General features: G+C 40.0%; 26 protein-coding genes. 16 read left to right on the forward strand and 10 right to left on the reverse strand.

The window, feature by feature from the left end:
• Positions 1-57: 57 nt before the first annotated feature.
• Positions 58-423, forward strand: a complete 366-nt coding sequence (locus FAZ19_RS06210) for a copper resistance protein NlpE (RefSeq protein WP_169305579.1) — start codon at positions 58-60, stop codon at positions 421-423.
• Between the two features lie 6 nt (positions 424-429).
• On the opposite strand, the gene FAZ19_RS06215 is transcribed toward FAZ19_RS06210, so the two are convergent.
• From FAZ19_RS06215 to rsmI, 4 genes are all read right to left on the reverse strand, one after another.
• The gene (locus FAZ19_RS06215) at positions 430-1,557 is read right to left on the reverse strand and encodes a cysteine desulfurase family protein (protein ID WP_136819862.1); all 1,128 of its coding nucleotides are present in this window, start codon (positions 1,555-1,557) and stop codon (positions 430-432) included.
• 40 nt (positions 1,558-1,597) lie between these two features.
• Positions 1,598-3,205 carry an apolipoprotein N-acyltransferase gene (gene lnt / locus FAZ19_RS06220; protein WP_136819863.1) on the reverse strand — a complete coding sequence of 536 codons (1,608 nt, stop codon included), beginning with the start codon at positions 3,203-3,205 and terminating at the stop codon, positions 1,598-1,600.
• Between the two features lie 67 nt (positions 3,206-3,272).
• A complete protein-coding gene (locus tag FAZ19_RS06225; RefSeq protein ID WP_136819864.1) occupies positions 3,273-3,959 on the reverse strand; it encodes a PH domain-containing protein in 687 nt (228 codons plus the stop codon).
• A 36-nt stretch (positions 3,960-3,995) separates the two neighbouring features.
• Entirely contained in the window at positions 3,996-4,661 is a 666-nt protein-coding gene (rsmI, locus tag FAZ19_RS06230) for a 16S rRNA (cytidine(1402)-2'-O)-methyltransferase (protein ID WP_136819865.1), read from the reverse strand.
• Between the two features lie 278 nt (positions 4,662-4,939).
• Between rsmI and serS the strand changes: the two genes are divergently transcribed.
• A complete protein-coding gene (gene serS / locus FAZ19_RS06235) occupies positions 4,940-6,211 on the forward strand; it encodes a serine--tRNA ligase (protein WP_136819866.1) in 1,272 nt (423 codons plus the stop codon).
• Positions 6,212-6,278: 67 nt separating this feature from the next.
• Here the strand turns inward: serS and FAZ19_RS06240 are convergent, their stop codons facing one another.
• The 3 genes from FAZ19_RS06240 to FAZ19_RS06250 all read right to left on the reverse strand — a co-directional run bounded on the left by FAZ19_RS06240 (position 6,279) and on the right by FAZ19_RS06250 (position 9,665).
• On the reverse strand, positions 6,279-6,980 hold the full coding sequence (locus tag FAZ19_RS06240; RefSeq protein ID WP_136819867.1) for a class I SAM-dependent methyltransferase: 702 nt from the start codon (positions 6,978-6,980) through the stop codon (positions 6,279-6,281).
• Complete coding sequence (gene pncB, locus FAZ19_RS06245; RefSeq protein ID WP_136819868.1) at positions 6,973-8,151, reverse strand: nicotinate phosphoribosyltransferase; 1,179 nt, start codon at positions 8,149-8,151, stop codon at positions 6,973-6,975. The genes FAZ19_RS06240 and pncB overlap by 8 nt, the downstream gene beginning before the upstream one ends.
• Positions 8,152-8,288: 137 nt before the next feature.
• Positions 8,289-9,665 (reverse strand): DUF6600 domain-containing protein, encoded by a 1,377-nt coding sequence (locus FAZ19_RS06250; RefSeq protein WP_136819869.1) that lies wholly within the window; start codon positions 9,663-9,665, stop codon positions 8,289-8,291.
• Between the two features lie 228 nt (positions 9,666-9,893).
• On the opposite strand from FAZ19_RS06250, the gene FAZ19_RS06255 reads away from it, so the two are divergent.
• The 5 genes from FAZ19_RS06255 to FAZ19_RS06275 are packed head-to-tail and all read left to right on the forward strand — an operon-like array spanning position 9,894 to position 13,442.
• Complete coding sequence (locus tag FAZ19_RS06255) at positions 9,894-10,649, forward strand: MlaE family ABC transporter permease (RefSeq protein WP_136819870.1); 756 nt, start codon at positions 9,894-9,896, stop codon at positions 10,647-10,649.
• 3 nt (positions 10,650-10,652) lie between these two features.
• The gene (locus FAZ19_RS06260; protein ID WP_136819871.1) at positions 10,653-11,426 is read left to right on the forward strand and encodes an ABC transporter ATP-binding protein; all 774 of its coding nucleotides are present in this window, start codon (positions 10,653-10,655) and stop codon (positions 11,424-11,426) included.
• Positions 11,427-11,431: 5 nt separating this feature from the next.
• On the forward strand, positions 11,432-12,430 hold the full coding sequence (locus FAZ19_RS06265) for an MlaD family protein (RefSeq protein ID WP_136819872.1): 999 nt from the start codon (positions 11,432-11,434) through the stop codon (positions 12,428-12,430).
• Positions 12,431-12,443: 13 nt separating this feature from the next.
• Entirely contained in the window at positions 12,444-13,148 is a 705-nt protein-coding gene (locus FAZ19_RS06270; protein ID WP_136819873.1) for an RluA family pseudouridine synthase, read from the forward strand.
• Positions 13,149-13,181: 33 nt separating this feature from the next.
• Positions 13,182-13,442 (forward strand): hypothetical protein, encoded by a 261-nt coding sequence (locus FAZ19_RS06275; protein ID WP_136819874.1) that lies wholly within the window; start codon positions 13,182-13,184, stop codon positions 13,440-13,442.
• Between the two features lie 11 nt (positions 13,443-13,453).
• Here FAZ19_RS06275 and FAZ19_RS06280 read toward each other — a convergent pair whose 3' ends face one another.
• Entirely contained in the window at positions 13,454-13,759 is a 306-nt protein-coding gene (locus FAZ19_RS06280) for a DUF4286 family protein (protein WP_136819875.1), read from the reverse strand.
• A 138-nt stretch (positions 13,760-13,897) separates the two neighbouring features.
• On the opposite strand from FAZ19_RS06280, the gene FAZ19_RS06285 reads away from it, so the two are divergent.
• The 9 genes from FAZ19_RS06285 (at position 13,898) to FAZ19_RS06325 (ending at position 22,594) form a co-directional block, all read left to right on the forward strand.
• Positions 13,898-15,781: a S9 family peptidase gene (locus tag FAZ19_RS06285; RefSeq protein ID WP_136819876.1), complete on the forward strand. Its 1,884-nt coding sequence runs from the start codon at positions 13,898-13,900 to the stop codon at positions 15,779-15,781.
• The gene (locus FAZ19_RS06290; protein WP_136819877.1) at positions 15,782-17,455 is read left to right on the forward strand and encodes a sensor histidine kinase; all 1,674 of its coding nucleotides are present in this window, start codon (positions 15,782-15,784) and stop codon (positions 17,453-17,455) included.
• Positions 17,456-17,458: 3 nt separating this feature from the next.
• Entirely contained in the window at positions 17,459-18,151 is a 693-nt protein-coding gene (locus FAZ19_RS06295; protein ID WP_136819878.1) for a response regulator transcription factor, read from the forward strand.
• Between the two features lie 136 nt (positions 18,152-18,287).
• Complete coding sequence (gene greA / locus FAZ19_RS06300) at positions 18,288-18,761, forward strand: transcription elongation factor GreA (protein ID WP_136819879.1); 474 nt, start codon at positions 18,288-18,290, stop codon at positions 18,759-18,761.
• 135 nt (positions 18,762-18,896) lie between these two features.
• Positions 18,897-19,310: an HIT family protein gene (locus FAZ19_RS06305; protein WP_136819880.1), complete on the forward strand. Its 414-nt coding sequence runs from the start codon at positions 18,897-18,899 to the stop codon at positions 19,308-19,310.
• A gap of 37 nt (positions 19,311-19,347) precedes the next feature.
• Entirely contained in the window at positions 19,348-20,001 is a 654-nt protein-coding gene (locus tag FAZ19_RS06310) for a DedA family protein (RefSeq protein ID WP_136819881.1), read from the forward strand.
• Between the two features lie 7 nt (positions 20,002-20,008).
• A complete protein-coding gene (locus FAZ19_RS06315; RefSeq protein ID WP_136819882.1) occupies positions 20,009-20,551 on the forward strand; it encodes an inorganic diphosphatase in 543 nt (180 codons plus the stop codon).
• Positions 20,552-20,558: 7 nt separating this feature from the next.
• Positions 20,559-21,875: a hemolysin family protein gene (locus tag FAZ19_RS06320; RefSeq protein ID WP_136819883.1), complete on the forward strand. Its 1,317-nt coding sequence runs from the start codon at positions 20,559-20,561 to the stop codon at positions 21,873-21,875.
• A gap of 5 nt (positions 21,876-21,880) precedes the next feature.
• A complete protein-coding gene (locus tag FAZ19_RS06325) occupies positions 21,881-22,594 on the forward strand; it encodes a 16S rRNA (uracil(1498)-N(3))-methyltransferase (protein ID WP_136819884.1) in 714 nt (237 codons plus the stop codon).
• Here FAZ19_RS06325 and FAZ19_RS06330 read toward each other — a convergent pair.
• Together FAZ19_RS06330 and FAZ19_RS06335 are read right to left on the reverse strand one after the other, a co-directional pair.
• A complete protein-coding gene (locus FAZ19_RS06330) occupies positions 22,591-23,070 on the reverse strand; it encodes a hypothetical protein (RefSeq protein WP_136819885.1) in 480 nt (159 codons plus the stop codon). The genes FAZ19_RS06325 and FAZ19_RS06330 overlap by 4 nt on opposite strands.
• A 2-nt stretch (positions 23,071-23,072) precedes the next feature.
• Complete coding sequence (locus FAZ19_RS06335) at positions 23,073-24,521, reverse strand: ABC transporter permease (protein WP_136819886.1); 1,449 nt, start codon at positions 24,519-24,521, stop codon at positions 23,073-23,075.
• Positions 24,522-24,528 lie beyond the last annotated feature (7 nt).

Raw genomic sequence — 24,528 nt, forward strand, 5'->3', positions numbered from 1 at the left:
TAAATGCGTATATTTTTAACGATATTGTTTTCTATACTAGGCGCTTTCTTATTATTTATGAGCTGTATAAATAATAAGAAGTCTTCCAACACCCTTGACAAAAAGGAAAATTTAGAGTTTCTTTCTGCAAATGTTGTTGGTCACTATTCGGGTAAATTACCTTGCGCGGATTGTGAAGCTATCAATACCGTCTTAGAATTAGGTAAAGATCACTCATACGAATTGGTCTACACTTACGTAGGGAAATCCTCTGATAAGTTTATAAAAAACGGAAACTGGAAAATAGAAAAAAATAACCTCATTCTAGAGGGGCTGGACTATGAATATAAGATCGTTGATGGTGTACTTTGGCAACTTGATTTAGCAGGTAACACCATAATTGGGGATCTAGCCGAAAATTATCAACTCGAAAAAGTAAAATAATACAACTTATTCACAAAGCATTTTAAGCTTCGTCACCACAAAATCTATTTCGTCCTTAGTGTTGTTCTTGCTGAAAGAAAACCGAACCGAAGGCCGTGAACTATCTGCTTTAATGCCACGTAATACATGAGAACCAATGTCAGATCCCGAACTGCAAGCACTTCCTCCCGACGCTGATATCCCAGAGATATCTAAGTTAAATAACAACATATCATTCATATCGGAGTAGGGTAAAGAGACGTTCAATACAGTATATAGTGATTTGTCAGCTTCTGTATTTCCATTGAATTTGATAAGAGGGATGGCCTTTTGTAATTCCAATTTCATGTAATCCTTTAGCTCCTGAATATATAATTGGTGTTCGTGCATATCGCGGTAAGCTATTTCCAATGCTTTGGACAGCCCCGCAATGCCGTATACATTCTCTGTTCCGCCACGCATGTTACGTTCTTGCGCCCCACCGTAGATAAATGGTTTGATTTTATTCTTCCCATTGATGTATAAAAAACCCACACCTTTGGGACCATGGAATTTATGCGCGGCTCCTGTAATAAAATCAATTTTCAATTCGGACAAGTCGTGTACGTAATGTCCCATTGTTTGCACTGTATCTGAATGGAAAATGGCATTATATTGTTCACAGATTTCTGAGACACGCGTGATATCCGTTAAATTGCCTAACTCATTGTTGGCATGCATAATAGAGACGAAAGTCCGTGGATTAGTAGCAAGGAGTGATTCCAAGTGAGACAGATCGATATTGCCTTTCTCGTCCAGCTGCAAAAAATCCAAGTGTATCTTTCCTATTTTTTCGAGTTCTTCTAATGTATGCAGTACCGCATGGTGTTCTATCGGAGAGGTGATTGCATGCGTAATGCCGAAATCCTCGATCGAGCGTACAATAGCCATGTTATCCGCTTCGGTCCCCCCAGAAGTAAAAAATATCTCGGAAGGAGAGGCATGTAACAAGCCTGCTATGGTTTTTCTTGCTTTTTCGATTATCGTTTTTACCTGGCGTCCGTGAGCGTGAATTGAAGAAGGATTTCCAAAATCGTTTTTCATGGTTTCTACCATTATTTCAAGTACCTCAGGATCCAAAGGTGTTGTAGCGGCATTATCTAAATATACGTGCATGGGCGCAAATTTAAGTAATGTAAAGTAATTTTAATACCATTTATTTGCTTTTTGGTTTGAGCAGCAAGACAACGGACAATAAACTGCCAATTAGAGATAAATACACGAGTACGTCGCCCAATTTAGTGTAGAGGGTAAGTTCTTCGTTTAAGTTAATCTCCTGAGACAAAGCGGTAGGGGTCCACCACGCTGTTTTTTGGATAATGTCGCCACGTTGGTTGATAAAACCAGAAATCCCTGTATTAGCAGATCGCGCTACCCAGCGTCGATTCTCAATAGCACGAAGCTTAGCATATTGCAGGTGTTGGTCTTTGCCGGACGTGTTCTTCCACCATCCATCATTCGTTACAATAGCAATAAACTGAGCACCTTGTTTTACGTACTGTGCAACATAATCTCCCCAAATTGATTCATAACAAATCACCGGAGCGGCACCGATGCCGCTAGCTGAATAGAAAACTGTAGGAGCTGGGTCACTGCCATACCCACCTGTAGTTCCCCCAAAATGATCAAACAGAGGCTTCATAAATGATAATGCACCGCCAAATGGCATCCGCTCGACTCCCGGTACTAATTTCGACTTATGGTAAAATTGGAGCTTGGATGAGCCATCAACGAGCACAGCCGCATTGTAGCTATCTATAAAAATGTTTCCGTAAGGTTGTGCTGTCGGGGTAGCTTGATACGCAAACCTACGAATGCTTTCAATGCCCGAAAGCACATTTCCATTCCGATACTTTTCCAGAAAATTGGTGATCTGGTCATAAGCCGCGTGTGTTCTGAATTCTTCTTCGTCAATTCTTCCCCGGGCCGAGATAGCCGTTTCCGGCCAGATGAAGTACTCTGTATTTGGTTTTGCTACACGGTCTGACAAGCTGATTAGATTTTGTAGTTGCTCTTCTGGGGGGATCGATCCGAATTTACCGTAAGGATCGATGTTGGGTTGTACGACAACAATTTCCGAAGGATTGATATGTTCTTCGTATGTTGTATACTGTATGATAGATAGTACACTCGGTACTAAGATCGCAGCGGAAATGGAAATAAGGAGTTTTTTAGTAGATACGGATGTTGTTTTGCTGATACGCTGCCATACCACAAGAAAAACAAGTAGGTTGATCAGCCATATCCACAATGTACCACCATATACACCGGTGATACTATACCACTGTATCAGTTGATGAAAATTAGCAAAACCATTGCCCAAGGTCATCCATGGGAAAGAAAGATCCCACATTTGGTGGAGGTATTCATAGGTTATCCAAAAAGATACTAACCCTAAAGAGCTTAAAAAGATCGAATTGCGTTTGCGTAATTGATAGTACAATCTAAACACAATGGCCATCAACAGCGGTGCCAGTCCGAATGGAATTAAAGAAATTAGTATGGATATCCATGTAGGTAAATACGCATTCATGGCATTGAATACCCAATATATAGAGGCCGTGTTCCAGAAAAAGCCGGTAATAAATGCCAGTGTAAAGATCTTTTTGCCTTTTTTTGTAAGTGTACTACGCATGACTCTTTCGCAGCCAATCAATAGCGGAACAAAGCCTATAAAAAGAAATATACTACTAAATGGTATCGGTGGCCAGGCCAACCAAAGAATAAAGGCACTTAACAGGGCCAAAAGATAGTTGTTCTTCATCTGTTGTTATTATCATCTATACACCGGGCTCCTCGGTTTCACTAAGGCCGCTTCCATGTTGATTTTGCTACAGTTTCGACAGGATTTCCGCTTTTTTTGTCTCGTATTCCGCTTGCGTTATCAGCTGTTTGTCGTAAAGCGTTTTCAACTTTTTCAATTTCAATGTTAATTCATCTTCTTCTTCTGGTTTGCTCAGGGTCGGCGGAACTGAAGGCGCTGGCGGTGTCGCTGTAGAAAGAGGGACAGCAGGCTCCTGATTTTTCGAAGTATCTGTATACAGTGGTCTGTCTGCTGTTGTTTCCGTAAATGTGTTGGATTTGGAAGGGTTTGAAGTTTTTACGATAGGAGTGCTTTTTTCCGCTGGATTTTTACTGCTTTCCAGTGCATCTTTAATTAATTGATACAACTTGCGAGCTTGTATTTTTGGGATGTAATCGATACTGAGGTTTTCTCCCGTAAATGGAATAACGGTAACCTTAGATCCAAAAATTTCTTCCTTGAACGCAATATCTTTGATGTCCTGCCATGAGAAAATTTCAAAATTGGTCGCTAAGCCGAGTCTGGTAAACTCACCTAAAAAAATGCGTTTATTACTGATGGTAATACTGTCGGGTAATAATGTCACTGCAGGTTTTTTTTGCAGAGCGATGTAGTTTATCGATTCGCCATGCGTGAGCATGTCAATGATCTTGGTGTATATTTTTTCAATTACTTTTGGGTCTTGACCGTCTTGTATGTATTTGTCTATTTGCATCGCTGTGATTTTGTAATTATCCTTCTGTAAATTTACTTATTCTAAACCAGCTACACAAAATACAAATTCGCCTTTTATTGGATTGTTTTCAAAATGATTTTTTAGATCTTCGAGTGTGCCACGCACGTTTTCTTCGTACAGTTTACTCAATTCCCGCGATATGGAAGCCTGCCTGTCTGCTCCAAAATGTTGAATGAATTCTTCAATGGTTTTTAAGAGACGATGTGGCGATTCGTAAAATATCATCGTCCTCTTTTCCGCTGCGAGCATCTTCATGCGAGTTTGTCGGCCTTTTTTTACAGGTAAGAATCCTTCAAAGCAAAACTTGTCGTTAGGTAAACCGGAGTTGACCAATGCGGGCACGAAAGCTGTTGCCCCAGGTAAGCACTGCACAGTAATCCCTTCTTTAATGGCTTCCCGAACCAAAAGAAATCCGGGATCGGATATGGCAGGTGTACCGGCATCTGAAATCAGTGCGATCTGTTGGCCTTCTTTTAAGAACCGGATAATTTCGGAAACCGCCTTGTGTTCATTATGCTGATGGTGAGAAAATACTTTTTTGTCTATGCCAAAATGTTTTAACATGGGGGCACTCGTGCGGGTATCCTCCGCCAAGATCAGATCTGATTCTTTCAGAATACGAATAGCACGAAACGTCATGTCTTCCAAATTACCAATAGGTGTAGGGACTAAGTATAGCATAGCCAAAGGTAATAAATAGTGCGGATTATACGATCAGTGTATTAAAAGTAAAAACGATCCCTATGGAATGCCGTTATGATAGGACATTACTAAACTGAAAAATAAATTATAATAAAATGTGAATCAGGTTGTTTTTGGCATGCGTTTTGATGATAAATATTTAGGTTAATAATTGGTTTGGTAACCCTCTTTCACCGCCCGGTGTTGGAGGGTTCGTTTTTATATTAACTTTCTCGCTTTGTCTTCTTATCTTTGTGCCTATAAAAAAATATATATTTATGTTGCAATTAAATTATATCCGTGAGAACAAGGATACGGTAATCGAAAGATTGGGCGTTAAGAATTTCAAGGATTTGAATTTAGTCGACGAAATCATCTTATTAGATGAGAAACGTCGCAAGATTCAAAGTGAGTCAGACGCATTATCAGCAGAGGCCAACTCTTCCGCAAAGCAAATTGGGGAATTGATGCGCCAAGGAAAGAAGGAAGAAGCTGAGGCCGTAAAATCGAAATCATCAGGATATAAAGAGCAAATAAAGAATCTGTTGGCCGATCTAGAAGTTACGGAAAAGGAATTGAATGATAAACTGCTTCAGTTACCCAATCTACCCCATGCTTCGGTGCCAACGGGTGTAGCTGCAGAGGATAATGAGACCATATTTGAGCATGGCGCCCTTCCTGATTTAAAAGATGATGCACTTCCGCATTGGGAGTTGGCTGCCAAATATGATATCATCGATTTTGAGTTGGGAACAAAAGTAGCAGGAGCAGGGTTTCCGGTTTACAAGGGTAAAGGAGCGCGTCTACAAAGGGGCTTGATTAATTTCTTTTTGGACGAAGCAGAAAAAGTGGGTTTCAAGGAAGTGCAGGTTCCTATTGTCGTAAATGAAGCATCTGCTTATGCGACAGGCCAATTACCGGATAAAGAAGGCCAGATGTATCATGTAACGCAAGACGATTTATACTTAATTCCGACCGCAGAGGTGCCTATCACGAACATCTATCGCGATGTGATTGTGAAGGAAGAAGATTTTCCGATCAAACACTGTGGGTACACACCTTGTTTCCGTCGTGAAGCAGGATCATATGGTGCCCATGTAAGGGGTTTAAACCGTTTGCACCAATTTGATAAGGTGGAAGTGGTTCAGATCGTTCATCCCGATAAATCGTATGGCGTATTGGAAGAGATGAGTAAATATGTGCAATCGTTATTGCAAAAGTTGGAATTGCCGTACCGCGTGCTGCGTCTTTGCGGGGGGGATATGGGCTTTGCATCCGCATTAACGTATGATATGGAAACATATAGTAGTGCGCAGAAGCGTTGGTTAGAAGTGTCGTCTGTTTCTAATTTTGAAACCTATCAATCTAACCGCTTGAAAGTGCGATTCAAAAATGAAGACGGAAAAATGCAGTTGGCGCATACTTTGAATGGGTCTGCATTAGCTTTGCCACGTATCGTAGCGACATTGTTGGAAAATAACCAGACCGATAAAGGAATCAAGATACCTGAGGTACTGGTGCCGTATGTAGGCTTTGCTTATATTGATTAAAGACAAACTTAAGTAGTGGGGCGATGCATACGCCCCACTACTTCATATAAATACCCGCACCATACAATTACTTCCTAGGTTCCATCCGTACCAGATACTGGTCGCTATCATCTTCGAAAAGAATCTGCACAACCCAATTCTCTTCTCTAGCGATGTCTATAAGCATTTTTTGATCAAGGTATAACCAGTTGAACGGTATTCCCTTATTCCCTTTATATTCGTATTGATAAGTGATTTCGCCAAAATAGTGGACTGGTCTTTGAATGCGGTATTCCTCATAAAGGTACGAAATATCGGAACTATCAAATAGAAGTTGACCTTTCTCGCTCAATAATGATTTACTGTGCTGTAGCAAGTTCCGAAAGCCATCTGTGTTGCCTGCGAGTCCTATTCCATTCATTAAGAAGAGCAACGTGTCAAACTGCTGATTTTTTAATTGGAAAAAATCGTCCTGTAGGATATGCTGTACACCTCGTTCGCGCATGATATTGCAGGCCGTAACTGAAACTTCCAGTGCCGTTACTTCAAAACCTTTTTTTTGAAGGAACAATGCGTGGGAACCAACACCTGCGCCCACATCTAATACCCTGCCATCGCAAAGTGATAAGGCAATGAATTCAAGTTCGGGGAAGTCTTCTTCGTCACGATAAAAAACTTCTACCGGCATTTCTTCAATATCGCCGTAGCTACTATGCAGTAAAAGTGGGTTTTTCAAAGCTCCATTTGTATGGAAATCAAATAGGGCTTCTCCGTATACGTCTCTATGCATGCTCGTCGATTTGAAGATACTTCTTGGCCATTGCAATTTCAGTAGGAGCCCCAGTATGTTTGAATGGTTCGTCAGATAACTTGATGACCGGAGTCCATTCACCTTCATCTGGGAGCGCGTCCGTCATTTTTAATACAATGTTCATGCGTTCCAATCCTACATCGTTGGTGAAATCAGTGCCAATACCAAATGAATGACCAATCTTGCCCGAACAGTATTTTACAATTTTCTCTACTTTGTTATAGTCAAGACCATCCGAAAAAATAATGGTCTTGGATAGTGGATCTATTCCTTTACGTATGTAGTGATCTATTGTTTTTTTTGCGAATTCGATTGGATCACCACTGTCGTGACGTATCCCATCAAAAAGTTTAGTGAGTTTTTTGTCAAACTGTTTGAAGAATATGTTCGTTGTATAGGTGTCGGATAGTGCTATTCCTAAGTCGCCACGATACACGTCGGCCCAGTTTTCAAGCCCTAATAGATTTGCCATTTTATAGCCGTATTTGGCCGCATGAAACATAAACCATTCATGCGCATGTGTACCAATGGGCTTTGTATCGTACTTCATGGCAAGATGAACATTACTGGTTCCGATAAAGGTAGTGGATTGGTGCTTTTTCAAAGTTTTGATTACCAGGTCATGAACGTCATACGAATGGCGGCGGCGGGTTCCGAAGTCAGCAATTGTGATATCGAGTTTATCATATTTGTCCATTTTATTTTCGACGATACCTCTTACTTCCTCATCCGAAACACGGATGGTACCTGTGGCTTCGTAGTATAATTCACTTATCAAAGAAAGAATAGGGACTTCCCATAGTATTGTTCTGTACCAGTAGCCCTCAATATTTACCGTGAGCTCGTTTCCATTTTGCTGAATGACAACTTCATCTGGATTATATCGATATCCTTGCAAGAAATCAAAATAGGTCGGATCGATGTAAGGGCAAGTTTGCGAAAAAAAATCTTTTTCAGACTTGGTCAGCTTCAGGAGTGCCATATCATTTATTGCCGTACGAAGCAGTATATCAAATCCAGTAGGATACCTGTGTTTCCCGCGGTTGATGAATTGATATTTCGCTTTTGCTTTGGGAAACAATTTCACGACCGCATATTGCATGGTGAATTTATAAAAGTCATTATCTAAAATGGAACTGAATTTTGCCATATATTAAGCTATGCTATACTTTTATCCGCGAATGAATCACACACAAACTTAGCTAATAATAACGATTTTTTACGAAAAAAGCAAGCTGAATTATATCCAGCCCGCTTTTGTTTCAATTAAATTATTAAGATGTAATACTATCGACGTCCTCTTCCGTTGCTTCTTTCATTGCTATTGCTGCGATTGGAAGATGTGGTCTGGCGGCTCACCGTTGAGCTTTTTTGCACGCGAGTAGGAGACGGACGCGATTCACGCACACTCGCCTGTTGTACTCTTTGCGGAGTATTTTGGTTGGTGCGAGGTTGACTCCGTTGCTCTCTCTGTTGTGGCTGACGCTGAACCGGAGGTGTAGCTTGCTGCCTATTGTTCCGCTCCGCGGATGACCGATTCTGCTCCCTAACCTCCCGTTGAGGAGTAGTTGTAGCTTTTTCCGATCTGCTAGCTCGTTGTTGATTTTGAACGGGAGCATTCCGGTTTGTATTTGTGCCAACACGATTTGACTGTTCCGTTCGTGGTGCAGACTGATTTGCTGTGTTGCTGGATCTGCGGCTGTTTCCGTTTGTAATTGTTGCATTCCCATTTCGGTCTATCCTCATTTCCCGTGTGTTATTTGTCCTCGATTCGTTAGTGCGACCCGTGGTTGCATCTTGACGATTCGGTGTCCTACTACTTTCCACTCGTCCAGCAGTATTATTGCGACCATTCGTGCGAGAAGTGTTTGCTTCCGGACGACGGCTATTATCTCCGGAAACTGTATTGCTACGCGACGAAGAGCGTGTGCTTCTGCTGTTGTCACGATCAGGTCTGTAGATAGAGACCGAACGACTGTCGGTACGTGAAGCTCCCGGGCGATCTGAATGCCGTACGCTCCGCACAGCAACGCGACGACCAAGTCTACGCTCTAAGTCCCTACGTGAAGGGCCACCATAGTAGTGATGATTGTTGACAACGTAGGTGTTGTGTATGATCGTTGTGCGGTTAAAGAAGTTAGATCTTCCTGGATAACAATATCTGTACATATCTCTCGCAAAAATATGACGGGTAGGTGCGAATATCCATAAATTTACAGGTAAACCGATCGACACGCTTACATTGATACGTGGCGCCATCGGAGCCCATCCATAATAACCGTCTCCCGAACGCCAATCTACCCAAGCTGGTCCCCATTCGTATCCGGGTATCCAGCCCCACCCTCTGTAATTGGTGTAGACCCACCTGCCATAATGGAAAGGAGCCCATCCCCATGGATAGTTTGATACCCACGTGTTACCATACTCGGTCATCGTCCAATATCCATTGGAACTATAAGGACGGAAATCTGAGCCGGCATCGGGAAACCAAATGTCTCCATACGATGGGTCGTTTTCCCAATATCCATAAGGTGATAGTTCATTGTAAAATACGTCTAAAGACATTGCTCCATATCCTTGCGCCTTAATCTTGTTAACGGAGAAGGTGCCTATTATTAGGAAGACGATTACGAGAATCCGCTGTATTGTTATCCGAGTGTCCATAATATCCTTTTATTTGAAATAAATAATCTCTGTTTTCTTAATATGACCACAAAATAAGAGAGAAGGTTTAATGCGCTTTTTTTGTACAATCATAAAACATTTTACCTTTAATTGATATTCTTAAGTTGTTTAATCATTTAAATGCCTTCATTAAGAACATAAAAAGTTTGTACATTTGCCCAACTTTGTGTGATTATATTTAGTTAAAATACTAACTTCAGAAAATTAATGGGAAGGAAAATAGAAAGTCTACTTATTGAATTCGCGAGAATACATCGTTTTTTTATTCGATTTTTACGTGAATTGGTTACTCCTCCCTTTGAATTTAAAGAGATCATAAGGCAATGTTATGAAATTGGTTGGAAGTCGTTTCCACTGATCAGTTTGACTGGATTTATCGTTGGTTTCGTATTTACTAAACAATCACGTCCTTCCTTGGAAGAGTTTGGGGCGACCTCGTGGTTGCCTTCTTTGATTTCAATTGCTATTGTAAGAGCGCTGGCTCCTTTAGTGACGGCGTTGATTGCTTCTGGAAAGGTCGGCTCTCAAATCGGAGCAGAGCTCAGCTCGATGAATGTGACGGAACAGATAGACGCTATGGAAGTGTCTGGTACCAATCCAACCAAATTTTTAATTGTAAGTCGGATTATTGCAACCACCACTATGATCCCTGTACTATGTTTTTATGTTGCAGGTATTGGGTTATTTGGTGGATACCTCAGTATTATAGCCAAGGATGATATCAGTATTTTGAGCTTCTTTAACCAGGTTTTTGAATCGATAGCCGTTAAAGATGTATTTGCGATGGTAATACGGGCAGTCGTATTTGGTTTTACAATCGGTTTTGCAAGTTGTTATGTCGGCTATTATTCTTCTAAAGGAACCGAGGGTGTTGGTAAAGCAGCGAATTCCGCAGTTGTATCCTCCATGTTTTTGGTTTTCATTGAAGAGCTACTAATTGTACAAGTTTTATCTTTCTTTTAAACCATGGAAAAGGCGATTAAAAACATAAACTTCGAAGATGTAGTCATCCATGTGGATAAGGTCAGTAAATCATTTGGCGATTTGCATGTTCTCCGTGACGTAGATTTGAAGCTTTATAATGGCGAAAACCTAGTCGTACTGGGTCGATCTGGAACCGGAAAGTCTGTGTTGATTAAATTAATCTCTGGTCTTTTGAAACCCGATCAAGGCGATCTTATGGTATTGGGGGAGCTGGTTAATAAATTGGATGAACGGGAGTTAAGAACGCTCCGTCAACGTATCGGATTCTCGTTCCAAAATAGTGCACTCTATGATAGTATGACTGTTCGTGAAAACCTTGAATTTCCGTTGGTCAGAAATAAGCGAAACTTAACGCGGGCAGAAATTGATAAGGAAGTAGAGGAGGTGTTGGAAGGCGTCGGGCTTTCACAAGCGATCAACCAAATGCCCTCAGAGCTTTCGGGAGGACAACGCAAGCGTATTGGCGTCGCACGGACGTTAATTTTGCGACCCGATATTATGCTGTATGATGAACCTACTGCTGGCTTGGATCCAATAACCTGCCTGGATATCAATTCCCTGATAAACGAAGTTCAGGAACGGTATAATACATCATCGATTATCATTACGCATGATTTGGCGTGTGCGAAGATGGTTGGGGATCGGATGGTTATGTTACTTGACGGAAAATTTGAACGACAGGGTACGTTTGAAGAAATTTTTGATACGGAAGATGAACGTGTTAAGCCATTTTATGATTATAATTTTATTGTATAAAACATATGAGTACAAGTGAAAAAAAGCGGTCGATAACGGTAGGATTATTTGTGTTATTAGGGTTAGTTATACTGGTAGCAGGAATACTTGTTTTAGGTACGCAACAAAATAAATTCAGTAAGAATCTAGTCGTTACCACCTATTTTGATGATGTCAAGGGATTAAAGGTTGGGAATAATGTGTGGTTTTCGGGAGTGAAGGTCGGTATCGTGAAAGAGATTAAATTTCAAAGTATCGACGATGTGAAAGTCGTAATGCATATCGAAGAGAAATCCAGTGAGTTTATCCGTGAAGACGTAGTCGCTAAATTGGGTTCAGATGGTTTAATCGGTAATTCTATCGTAAACCTTGTTGGAGGATCGAACGAAGCTCCGCCGATTAAAAATGAGGATGTAATCGATTCTGAAAAAGGAACGGATACGGAAGCGATGTTCGCCACATTGCAGACCAACAATGAGAATTTAGTGGAAATCACGAAAAACTTTGCATTGATATCCAAAGATATGGTCGAGGGAAAAGGGGTTGTAGGCGCTTTACTTACCGATTCAACTATTACTGCATCGTTAGCTGGGTCACTCAATAGTTTGAATAAAGTAATGTCTGATGCCAGTCAAGCCTCTGCAAACTTGGCAGTCTTGACGAAAAAGCTTAACAATAACGAAGGCTTAATCCATGATTTGACAACGGATACCGAAGTGTTTGCAAGTCTAAGGGAGTCCGCTGCTCAACTACAAGGTGTTACACAGACTGCAACAGCTTTGATGAATAACCTGAATGAAACCTCGGCAAGGTTAAATAGTCCGGATAATGCAATTGGTGTATTGACAAATGATCCTGCTGCCGCCGATGAGATCAAGCAAATTTTAAGAAATCTGAATCTGAGTACGCAAAAGCTAGATCAGAATATGGAAGCCTTACAAAGTAACTTTTTGCTAAGAGGATTCTTTAAGAAAAAAGCAAAGGAGGAAGCAAAGCCGCTAGATAGTCTGCAGGAAGGGAAGTAGCGGCATGGAGGCAATGGAAAAAATTACCGACAAAGACATCTTATTTGAAGATAATCATTATATCGCTGTCAATAAACGGGGTGGTGATATTGTGCAGGTAGATCCTTCTGGCGATAAATCGCTCGAAGAAATGGTAAAGGAGTATCTAAAGATTAAATATAGCAAACCGAATGAAGCTTTTGTCGGGGTTATTCACCGCTTAGACCGTCCTGTTAGTGGTATGATTTTGCTGGCTAAAACAAGCAAAGGACTGGATCGCATGAACCGTCTTTTTCACGATAGGAAAATAGAAAAGACCTATTTGGCGTTAGTGAAGAATAAGCCAGAGCGAATCTCCGGTAAGCTGACCAATTGGTTGCTCCGGGATCGTAAAAAAATGATTACCAAAGCGTATGATCGTGAAGTGAAAAATGGAACTTATGCAGAGTTGGATTATCGGATTGTCGGGCACTTAGAAGGATATTATTTATTGGAAGTAAAACCACTTACCGGCCGTACGCACCAAATTCGATGTCAGCTAGCCTATATGGGATGCCCTATTGTCGGAGATAACAAATATGGGTACCCTCGAGGCAGTATTCGTCGTACCATTTGTTTGCACTCCAGGTCATTGGAATTTGTTCATCCGATAAAAGAAGAGTCCGTCATGTTAACAGCGCCATTGCCAATAGATGGTTTTTGGGAGAAATTCGATGTCCTTTTAAAAACTAGTCCGTAATACCAATTGAGTTTTAATTTGTAAGTTTGTATCATGAAGGGATCGATATTATTAGTTCTTCTTTTAGTTTATTTTGCAATAACTATTCAGCCGAATACAGCGGTTGCACAATGTGCCATGTGTTCATTGAATGCGGAAAATAGCACACAGGGTGAAAACACACAAGGCAAAGGGCTAAATGATGGTATTTTGTTCCTGTTATCGATTCCTTTTATTGTAGGCGCTGGCGTTGGTGTGTTATGGTACAAAAAATACCGTAACAAAGAAGAAAGAGTGTCCCCGTTCCAACATTAATGACTTCTATTTTAATTGCTTTCGCTGTTACCGACGATATACTCCATAATACTGTCGAATATAAATGCTTTTTCTAGATAGTTTAACGCGATGTGTTCTTGAAGTAAGGATACGTGGTCTTGTTGGAAAGAATGAATAGCTTGCTTATTATCGGTAATAATTTGTACACAGTAGGTCCAACCTTCGTGCGGTGTATCTAGCATTTTTAAAAATTTCACCTCGTTTTCGATTTTCGAAAGCCAAGTTGTTTTTACCCAATTTATCAGCTGTTGATGGTTCTCGTCGTCTACGATAATAGAAATGTTGTATAAGTACATGCCGTAAAAATACAATATTTTTTACTTTTCGGTTTCGTGTTTTTTTATCTTTAGCCTATAGATTGCTGTAAAATTAAGGTTGCAATGCAATAGAAGTGTTAAAATTTTCTAATATTTGGAGGATAAGAGGTGTTTAAGATGTGGTTGACGAATAAACTTACTATTTATATTTACATACTATTTTTCCTTAGTTCCTGTGGTGGGTCTCAGGAAAGGACTATACCGATACAAGATTTTTTTGAGAAAACCGAGAAAAGTAGCTTTAAGCTGTCTCCCGACGGAAAAAAGATCGCGTATTTGGGATTGGAAGATCACTGCCGGAATATTTTTGTACTAGATATTGTAAACCCCGATTCTTCCAAACAGTTGACCTACCAAGACAATATGAATGTGCAATACTTTTTTTGGGCGACCGATGATTCTATTGTCTATTCCAATTCGCAGTCATTTGAAGACAGTCTCCGTTTGTACACCATAGATGTCAGATATGAGCTTTCAAAGCTGTTGATCCCCGTTGATGACCATCGAATTCGATGGCTCAATACCACGCGTTCTTTCGACGGTACGATCTTGGCTTTGATGAACAAAAGGGATTCTTCCGTTTTTGACTTATACCGTATTCGATTGGACGGAGCAGGATCCACATTGATCGATCAGAATCCAGGAAATTTTTCGTCGTGGTTTGCGTCAAATGACGGCAAGGTTCGGTTGGTGATGAGTAGCGACAGTGTGGAAGAGACCTTTTGGCATCGTACGGAAGAAGGAATGCCTTTTAACAGTGTAATCAAAACTGACTTTGAATCAACCGTTTTTCCTTTAGGCCCTGTAAAAGGAAATGTGAACAGTATGTATGCCCTATCCAATCTGGGGCGAGATAAGCTTGCTTTGGTAGAGATGGAGATTCAACATGGTAAGGAAACAAAAGTTATATTCGAAGATAAAGACGCGGATGTCAATAGAGAAGGGTATTTTTTTTCTAACCAAGAGCCTCTATTTAGCGCTGTTTATAAAAACCATAAGAAAGTCACTGTTCATAATCCCAAGCTAGCGCGGATCTACCATCGTATCCAAAAGAAGTTTGACGACTACAGTATAGACATATTGGACGTTGACTCTATGTTCAATACACTTATTTTTAAGACATATACAGATCGTAATCCAGGAAGCATCTATTACTATCATGCGGATAAAGACAAGATCGTAGAGCTGACTACCCAAAATCCAAAGTTGACGGAAAGATCTTTCGGAGAAATGGAAGAGGTTGCTTTTAATTCGAGAGATGGTAGAACAATAAAGGGTTATCTGACTTATCCATTAAAAGCACAAAAATCATATCCTATTGTTGTTTTGGTACATGATGGCCCAAATCGGAGAGATGTTTGGGGGTTTAATGCCGAAGCTCAATTTTTGGCGAATAGAGGATATGCTGTTTTTCAGGTAAATTATAGGGGATCAACAGGATTTGGAAAAGAATTTTTTACCGCGGGATTTAAACAATGGGGGGGCGAGATTCAAAATGATATATCGGATGGCGTAACTTGGCTTATCCATCAAGGTATTGCAGACAAAGACCGTATAGCAATTATGGGGTCTGGATTTGGGGGATATTCCGCATTATACGCAGCCTGCTTTAATCCTACGCTCTATAAATGCGCTATTTCTTCCTCGGGATATACCAATTTGTTTACCTATTTTAAAGAAATACCGCCGTATTACCAACAGTATCTTAAGTTATACCATCAGATCATTGGTCATCCCACGCGCGAATATGAACTATTTAAAGCGATCTCACCTTTATTTCACGCTGAAAAGGTCAATATTCCAATTTTGTTTTTTCAAGGTGGAAAAGATAGGCATAGTAGTGTGACGGATGCTAATCAATTTGTTCAAAAAGTAAAAAATAGAGATGTGCCTGTTCGTTATATTTATAAAGAGGAAGAGGGTAAGCGTTTTAGAAAGGACGAAAATATAATTCAATACTACCAAGAAGTGGAAGCATTTTTAGCTACATATCTAAATTAAATGAATAAATTCGATTTTAGATATCGGAAAAATCTTGGCTTGCTACTTGCATTTTTGCTGTTGGTGACGACATTGTTTGTTGTGTCAGGTTTTCTAGCCCGTAACATGACGGTCAATTTTGTGGAGACCGATTTCAACAATCGTAAAGTAGAAGTATTTGACGAATCCATTAAACCCTTTAATGAGTTTTTTAGTACAAAAATACCGGAGGTTTCTTATTTTCAAGGATATATTGATTCCACTCAGGCTTCCGGGTTATCTAGTTCGGTTTTACGCCAATTTCCGTTCGTCGATAAAATAGTGTTCTTCGATATTATCTTCACAAATAAAGATTCGCTGACCAAGGGAGTGAAATTTAATAATTTGGTGATCTCTTCAAAATCGAGCTATGATTATTACCTGAATAAAGATAACAAGCTTATCAGCGAACGTCAGAATATAGATGAGTACCGTAGCTATTCAGACGAATTTAATAATATGGTATTAAAACTTGTCGGCTATTTAGATCGGGTTACCGATTCTATCCGCCTTACAGATAATGAAATCTATAAAGTGTTTTATTCCGTACAGCCAGGTAAAATTACGTATATGAATATTCCACGAATTTCGGATCTGGTCGCTTACAAAGCAATGATGGGAGAGGCAAACTTACCTAAAAGCACATACGAGCAGGATATGTTTGTGTTCTCCATTAACCCAACGAAAATTAAAATTGTAAATAAGTATCCAAACCTATATGAAGATATTTATATAAAGCCTATCGTAGAACAAGGTGTGATGGAAAGTGAGCCCTACCTCAGTACAGAGCTTCCATTGCCTGGTGCACTGTCGGATTATAAATTGCAGTTTGATACGTCTCGTGAATATATCCGAAGAGAGGTGAACAAGCGCTTTTTTCCGGTAATAGCAGCTTTATCCGCTTTATACCTTATTATGTTGTCGATTGGATACTTGATATATCGCAATGTGATGATTAACAGCAAGCTGTATCAGCTTCAGTACGATTTTATCAATAATCTAACCCATGAGTTTAAAACACCTGTTAGCGTAATTAAGATCGCAGGCAACAACATTAAGAGTGCTGAAAACCTTTCGATCAAGGAGCGGGAAATGTACGGACGAATATTGGATCAGGAAGCCGATAAATTGAATAGTTTAATGAATAAACTCCTTTCCTTTGCACAGATAGAAAATAAGTCGATGAAATTCAATGGCGAGTATATCGATGTGAAGGAATTTTGTGAGCGTGTGTTCGATGCATTTAAATTAAAATATTCGGATTTAAAGCTTGATTATTCCATTGAGGTAGAAAACGAATTGTATGCTGATCCGGTATTGCTGAATAGTGTATTTCAGAATTTAATCGACAATGCATATAAGTATTCGCCGGTCGATCGGAAAGTTTTGGAAGTTGTGGTTCAACAAAACAAGAAAAATTTTGTTATTACCTTTGAAGATAAAGGAATTGGTATTGATAAAAAGGAATTTAATAGTATTTTTAAGAAATTTTACCGCGTAAAGAACCAATTCAATCAACAAGGAAGCATTGGTTTAGGTTTAGCTTTTTGTAAAGAGATAACTGAATTTATGGGTGGAGAAATAAAAGTAGAGAGCCAACTTGGTATTGGTACGATTTTTACACTTACGTTTCCATTAGATGTTAAAAAACTTTAATTTATGGATAGAGATATTACAGTGGCGGTCATAGAAGACGACGAAAATTTAAGATTTTTGGTCAGTCATAGGTTGCAAACTGAGAATTATTATGTCATTCAGAGCGGCAACGGCTTGGAAGCCGAAAAGATGATTCTAGAAGAACAGCCTGATATAGTACTTTTGGATTGGATGCTTCCGGGGAAGGAGGGAATCGAAGTATGTGAAGCTGTGCGTAAAGCAGGGTTTGAGAAGATCATTATCATGATGACCGCCAAATCCCAGGATGTGGATAAAATCGACGCCTATAGCTACGGTGTTACCGATTATATCACTAAACCATTTAATATGGATGTCCTAGTTGCTATGATTGAGAATAAGGTGCGCTTTTTCGTGCCGAAAAGCAGCAAAGATATCTACAACTTTGGGAGTACCGAGCATCATCCACAAATCCATTCGCTGCTAAGAGATGGTAAGAAAATCGAACTTACCATATTGGAAAATCGAATTTTGTTGCACTTCCTTCAGAATATGGGGAAAGAAATAACACGCGAAGAGTTGATGGAAGTCGTGTGGGGCTACAGCTCTAATGTGAATACCCGTACATTGGATATGCATGTTGTGCGCCTGCGAAAAAAAATAGAACACAATCCAGATAAGCCTACTTACTTACAGACGGTAAGGGGACTGGGGTATAAATTCGTCGACGAAGATTAGTACTGTGAGTTTGGAAATGTAAAAGAACTTTCTTATCTTCGTAAAGAGAGCAAGACCATATTGTCCTTCGGTGGATAATGTGGTCTTGTTTCTTTTTTTAAAAGAAATTGAAAAATAACTAAGTTAAATTAATATCATGGCAGAAGTAACTTATTACACAGAAGAAGGATTAGCAAAGCTAAAAGAAGAGGTTCAGTATTTGAAAACTGAGGGGAGGCTTAAAATAGCAAACGCAATTGCTGAAGCACGAGACAAAGGTGATTTATCGGAAAATGCAGAATATGATGCTGCAAAAGAAGCACAAGGTCTGCACGAAGCCAAAATTGCTAAGCTAGAAGAAGTGTTGTCAAGTGCGCGATTGATTGATGAATCTACATTGGATACGTCAAAAGTATTGGCACTCTCCATTGTGAAACTTAAAAATAAGAAAAATGGCGCGGAGATGACTTATCAATTAGTCTCGGAGACAGAGGCTGATTTAAAATCAGGTAAGATCTCTGTAAAATCGCCAATTGCCCAGGGGTTATTAGGTCTTTCGGTAGGCGATGTCGCTAAAGTATCTGTGCCGGCGGGCGAAATAGAATTGGAAGTATTAGATATTTCAAGATAATTAGACGATTAGGTTATGAGCGGTATTGCCATAACCGCTCATCAATAACAGAAAAAGGAGCTCTAAAAAATGGAGCTCCTTTTTTGCTGATATCTTTTTGCTATATTTGTTACTTATTTTAACATTGCTAGATATATGTCTACCATTTTTTCAAAAATTATTTCGGGAGAAATCCCTGCTTATAAAGTTGCAGAGAGTAATGATTATTTGGCTTTTTTAGATGTTAATCCCTTAACGAGAGGACACGTTCTCGTCATTCCGAAGAAGGAGACAGATTATATTTTTGAAATGGAGGATGAGGGATATGTTGGAATGTGGATTTTTGCAAAAATTGTATCCCAAGGTATAAAAAGTGTGTTCCCTTGCCGTAAGGTGGGGATTGCTGTAGTAGGTCTGGAGGTTGCACATGCACATATACATCTGATCCCCTTAAATCATGTACATGACATGAATTTTGAAAAGCCAAAGCTTTCCCTACCAGCGGACGAAATGAATAAGATTGCAGAGGATATCCGCGAATCTATCGCTCGTATTACAAATTCCAATTAAGTTTGAAATCAACTATTCGAGAATTTAAAAAATAAATATGCAAGAGTTCTTAATGTCCTTTCAGCAATTGATGGATCCCGAGTACCTATTAAGTCATGGTGGATTTTACATTGTTTGTCTGATTGTATTTGCGGAGACCGGTTTGTTTTTTGGCTTTTTCCTTCCTGGTGATTATTTATTGTTTCTTGCAGGCTTGTTTTGTGCATTGGGAAAAATTGACGTTACCATTACGACCATGTATTTCGGAATATTAGCTGCGGGTATATTGGGTAATTTTGTAGGCTATTGGTTTGGCTATCGAACGGGGCCTATGCTCTTCAAGCGGCAAGATTCCTTTCTGTTCAAACGGAAGTATGTAATCATGGCGGAGGAATTCTATCAGAAATATGGTGGAACAGCGTTGGTTATAGGTAGGTTTGTTCCTATTATTCGTACATTTGCGCCGATATTTGCCGGAGTGGTCAAGTTGAATTTTCGGAAATTTGTGCTATTCAATGTAATAGGCGCAGTTTTGTGGGTCTCTTTATTGACACTTATGGGCTATTTTTTAGGGATTCAGTTCCCCTGGATAATAGAGTATGTCGAATACATAATTGTAGCGCTTATAGCTATAGCATTTTTACCTATAGCAATTGCACTGCTAAAAAGATGGCTTAAAAACAGAAAAACAAATAAACATAACAAACAGTAAAAAATTAATGAGTACACAACATCCTTGGCATCAAGTTTCTCCCGGCGAGGACCTGCCAAATTCTGTAAATGCGATTATAGAAATTCCCAAAGGTTCAAAAGCGAAATACGAAATTGATAAAGACAGTGGTTTAATAAAGTTAGATAGAGTTTTATTCTCTTCCGTTATGTACCCTGCTAATTATGGATTCATCCCTCAAACATATTGTGATGATAAAGATCCATTAGATATTTTAGTATTATGTTCAGTGGATGTGTATCCAATGAGTTTAATTGAAGCAAAGGTAATAGGCGTAATGCATATGATTGATGGTGGCGAACAGGATGATAAAATTATTGCAGTAGCGAATAATGATATGTCTGTAAATTATATCAATGATTTATCTGAACTTCCTCCGCATACGATGAAAGAAATTGTACGCTTTTTCCAAGATTACAAAGCCTTAGAAGAAAAAAACGTCACAATCGAAAATTTATACGGACGCTCTTACGCTCAAAATGTCATTTTAGAGAGTATCGAACTGTATAAGAAAGAATTTGGAAACTTATAACAAGTAGATGGGGCTTGATATTTTTTGGACTGTATTTTTGGTGCTTGCAAATGGATTTTTCGTTGCTGCAGAGTTTGCTATTGTCAAAGTAAGGGCTTCTCAAATTGAGCTTCAGGCAAAATCAGGAAGTAATGTTGCTAAAATAGCAAAAAATATTACCGCACATTTGGACGGATACCTGGCTGCTACACAGTTAGGTATCACGTTAGCTTCCCTTGCCCTAGGTTGGGTAGGAGAGCGCGTGATGACGGAAATAGTACACAATCTGTTTGCAGTGTTCCATATTGAATTAGTTGGATGGTGGGCAAAATATTCCGGACATATACTTGCATTCTCTATTATTACTTTCTTACATATTGTATTTGGCGAATTGGCGCCTAAGTCGATCGCTATTCAAAAGCCAGTCGCGACGACTATGCGTATTGCGTTGCCACTTCAGTTTTTTTACTATCTCTTTAGACCGATTATTTGGTTGCTCAATGGGTTCGCGAACTTTTTATTAAGACTTATCGGTATTGAAACGCATTCCGGCGAAGCAAACCACTCTTCGGAAGAATTGCAGTATTTGTTGGAAAAAGGAAAGGAAAGCGGCGCATTGAATAATTCGGAGCATGAATTAATTAAAAATGTATTCGATTTTAACGAGCGAATCGTTAAAAATATCATGGTACCCCGTACAAAGATAGTTGCCGTTGAGGTTAATGATCCGATTGATGAATTTATCCGGACGGTTACCGAAGAGGGCTATTCTCGGATTCCGATTTATGACGACAATATTGATCAGATTGTGGGCGTTGTCCACACCAAAGATATTCTTCCGCTGATTGTAAAAGGCAAAGATGTCGTGTTGCGCAACATCATGCGTAAACCGTATTTTATTCCAGAAACAAAGAAAATCAATGATTTGATGGCGGAGTTTCAATTAAAACGTATACAGATTGCGTTTGTGCTGGATGAATTTGGCGGAACAGCAGGTATGGTTACATTGGAAGATATTGTAGAGGAGCTGGTCGGTGAAATCCAAGATGAGTACGATGAGGAAACACCGGTGGTAGAGCGGATTTCGGACACAGAGTATATGGTAGACGCTGGAGCAAGTGTGCATGATGCAAACGGTCACCTTCCCTTAGAATTACCTGAAAGCTCGGATTACGATACTATTGCGGGCTTGGTAAGCCATGTTTTTGATAAAATCCCAGATGTGGGGGAGACTACCGAAGAATTTGGGTATAACTTCACCATTATGAAAAAAACACAGCAGAATATCGAGTTTGTAAAATTGGATTTAGTCGAAACAGCTCATGACGAGGAGGACGAGCGATAAGAACGATGAATCTTTTTTATACACCTGAAATACAACCCCATCATACCTCTTTTTTATTGAGCGAAGAAGAAAGTAAACATGCCGTACGTGTATTGCGCCTCTCCAGTGGAGACATTATCCATTTGGTAGACGGAAGAGGAGGCCGGTATAAAACTGAGATTATCGAAGCACATCCCAAAAGAACAAGCCTTCGAATCCTTCATGTGGAAGAAAATTATAAACCGAGTACCTATCACCTTCATATTGCGGTAGCGCCTACAAAGAATATAGATCGGATCGAATGGTTTTTAGAAAAAGCGACCGAAATAGGTCTACAGGAGTTTACCCCCATTATTTGTGCCCATTCGGAGCGTAAGGAGGTAAAGATAGAACGGTTGGAAAAAGTAGCCGTGGCTGCGATGAAGCAATCCCTAAAGGCCTATCTTCCCAAAATAAATCCTGCAGTTTCTTTTTCCAGATTTGTCGATAGCCAACAAGATATGCAATCTACGAAGGCGATTGCACATTGTATAGACGGCGATAAAAAGCACATCGTGAATTCTTTCTCGAAAGAAGGAAATTATTTGATTCTGGTAGGTCCTGAAGGAGACTTCTCAGAAAGTGAAATCCAACAGGTTTTACATATTGGCTACACGCCATTATCATTAGGCGAGGCGAGGTTACGTACGGAAACTGCAGCATTGGCCTCCGTACTGGAAATATCGTTGCTTAATCGTTAATCTAAGAGCACGGCATCCACGATTTGAATTTCAGCATTTCCTTTTAACGGTTCGGGATTGAATACCATCTTCCCTTTTATTTTTATCGGTTCATCTGTAAACTTAACGGTTCCTTTTTTCATAAAGATCTCTACCATGGGCGGTATCCCATTTGTACCACAAAACTGACATTGTGTAATAGGTAGTACCGATAGCATAAATGTACTGTGATTGCGGCCGCTGGTCAACGGTACCATATAGCCCGGTAATTCGACTACTTTGTTTTCCAGTTTTTTCAATTCTGCTGGATAATGAGGCGTATAGACCTTTTTATTTCCTTCTGTACTAACTTTGTACATCATTTTGTCTACCGCTTCCCAGGTACTGTTCATCATCGGAGTATGGTCCGGCGCATTCATATTCGGATAAGAACCGATCTGTGCATGTGTAGCGGATAGAAAAAAGAGGCTAAAGCAAAATATGATTACGTGTTTCATTTTTATTTTGATGCTAATGTATTTGATATGGTTGTTCTGTAAGCTTTAATAGCGGGGATCAGTGCTGCCACCAAGCCTAGCGCTGTTGCTGCCAATACAATCCAGATTTCGTTGGGATGCAATTGGAAGGCCTCAATAAAATCTGCGCTTTGAGATGTTTGGCTACTGATATAATATAAAGCCGCATGTCCTAGCAATAGCCCAACGATTCCGCCCAACAATGTAATAATTAATCCTTCGACTAATACCAGTCCGAAAAGTTTAGTCTTCGAAGCGCCCATAGTACGCATAATTGCCATATCATATTTTCGTTCTTTCAATGCATTATACAGACTGAGGAACACACTGAGTCCGGCTATAATCATGATGATATAAGCGAGAATGGCCAAGGAGTCAAGACCTACACCCAGTAAAGAGAAGATACGCGAGCTTTCAATTGCCGGCGATGCAGCCTGCATATTCGTGGTCTGATTCACAAGTCGTGGGATCGTGGCAATAGCAGCTGGTGAACTATATTTGACTAACAGGGCGGTGATTTCAACACCCTGATCAGCAATCATGTCTTGGCCTATACTTTTTATAAATCCTTCCGGTTGCGGTTTTTCGGTTACCAACTCTTCTTCTGATGCATTTGTTTGTTCGTGATCTGTTAATATTACCGTATCTGAGTGACTGTGACCTGAGTGATCGTGCCCAGCGTGTGCATCGTCATGTTCGTGATGAGGAGATTCCGCTTCATGCTCGTGGTCATGTATTTCATGATCATGTCCAGCGTGATCATGTCCAGCGTGATCATGATGGTCGTCGTCTTCATGATGATGATCTTCTTGGTGGGCTATACCATGCACATCCCAAATACTGGCTAGATTACATAACATCAAATTGTCTACTACGCTATTAGACCGTTGTAAGATACCAACAACGGTAAAAGGGTGTTCATCGTGTACATGTGCGTCTGCCGATAAGCCATGAGCACTGTGGATCTGGTCGCCGATTTTTAACTGCTGTTTGCGCGCCACCTCCTGGCCGATAACCACTTCAAATGTTTTCGTCCAGATTTGACCCTCCTTTATTTGCAATTCGTACAGCGATAAAAATGACGTATCCGTTCCGATGATCCGGTGACCTTTATAGTTATCGCCTAAGGATATGGGTACTGCCAGCTGTACAAATGGATTTTGCGAAATTTTTTCCGCCTCCGCCAATGATATATTGCCCGTGGGGTTATCCACATGATACAGCGAACTTAATATCAATTGGAGCGGACTACCTTTTGCCCCGATTACGAGATCGATGTTTTTGCTATTATTACTCAGCTGCTTTTCAAAGGTATCGTTGGTTATATATATAACGGTAAGGATGGCCACTCCGAAGGCAGTTAGCAATATGCTTAAGGAGGTGGTCCCTAATTGTCTGCTTATGTTTTTCCAAACCAATTGTAAAGTATTCATTCTGTTT

The sequence above is a fragment of the Sphingobacterium alkalisoli genome, from assembly GCF_005049105.1.
In the GTDB taxonomy this organism is placed as follows: domain Bacteria; phylum Bacteroidota; class Bacteroidia; order Sphingobacteriales; family Sphingobacteriaceae; genus Sphingobacterium; species Sphingobacterium alkalisoli.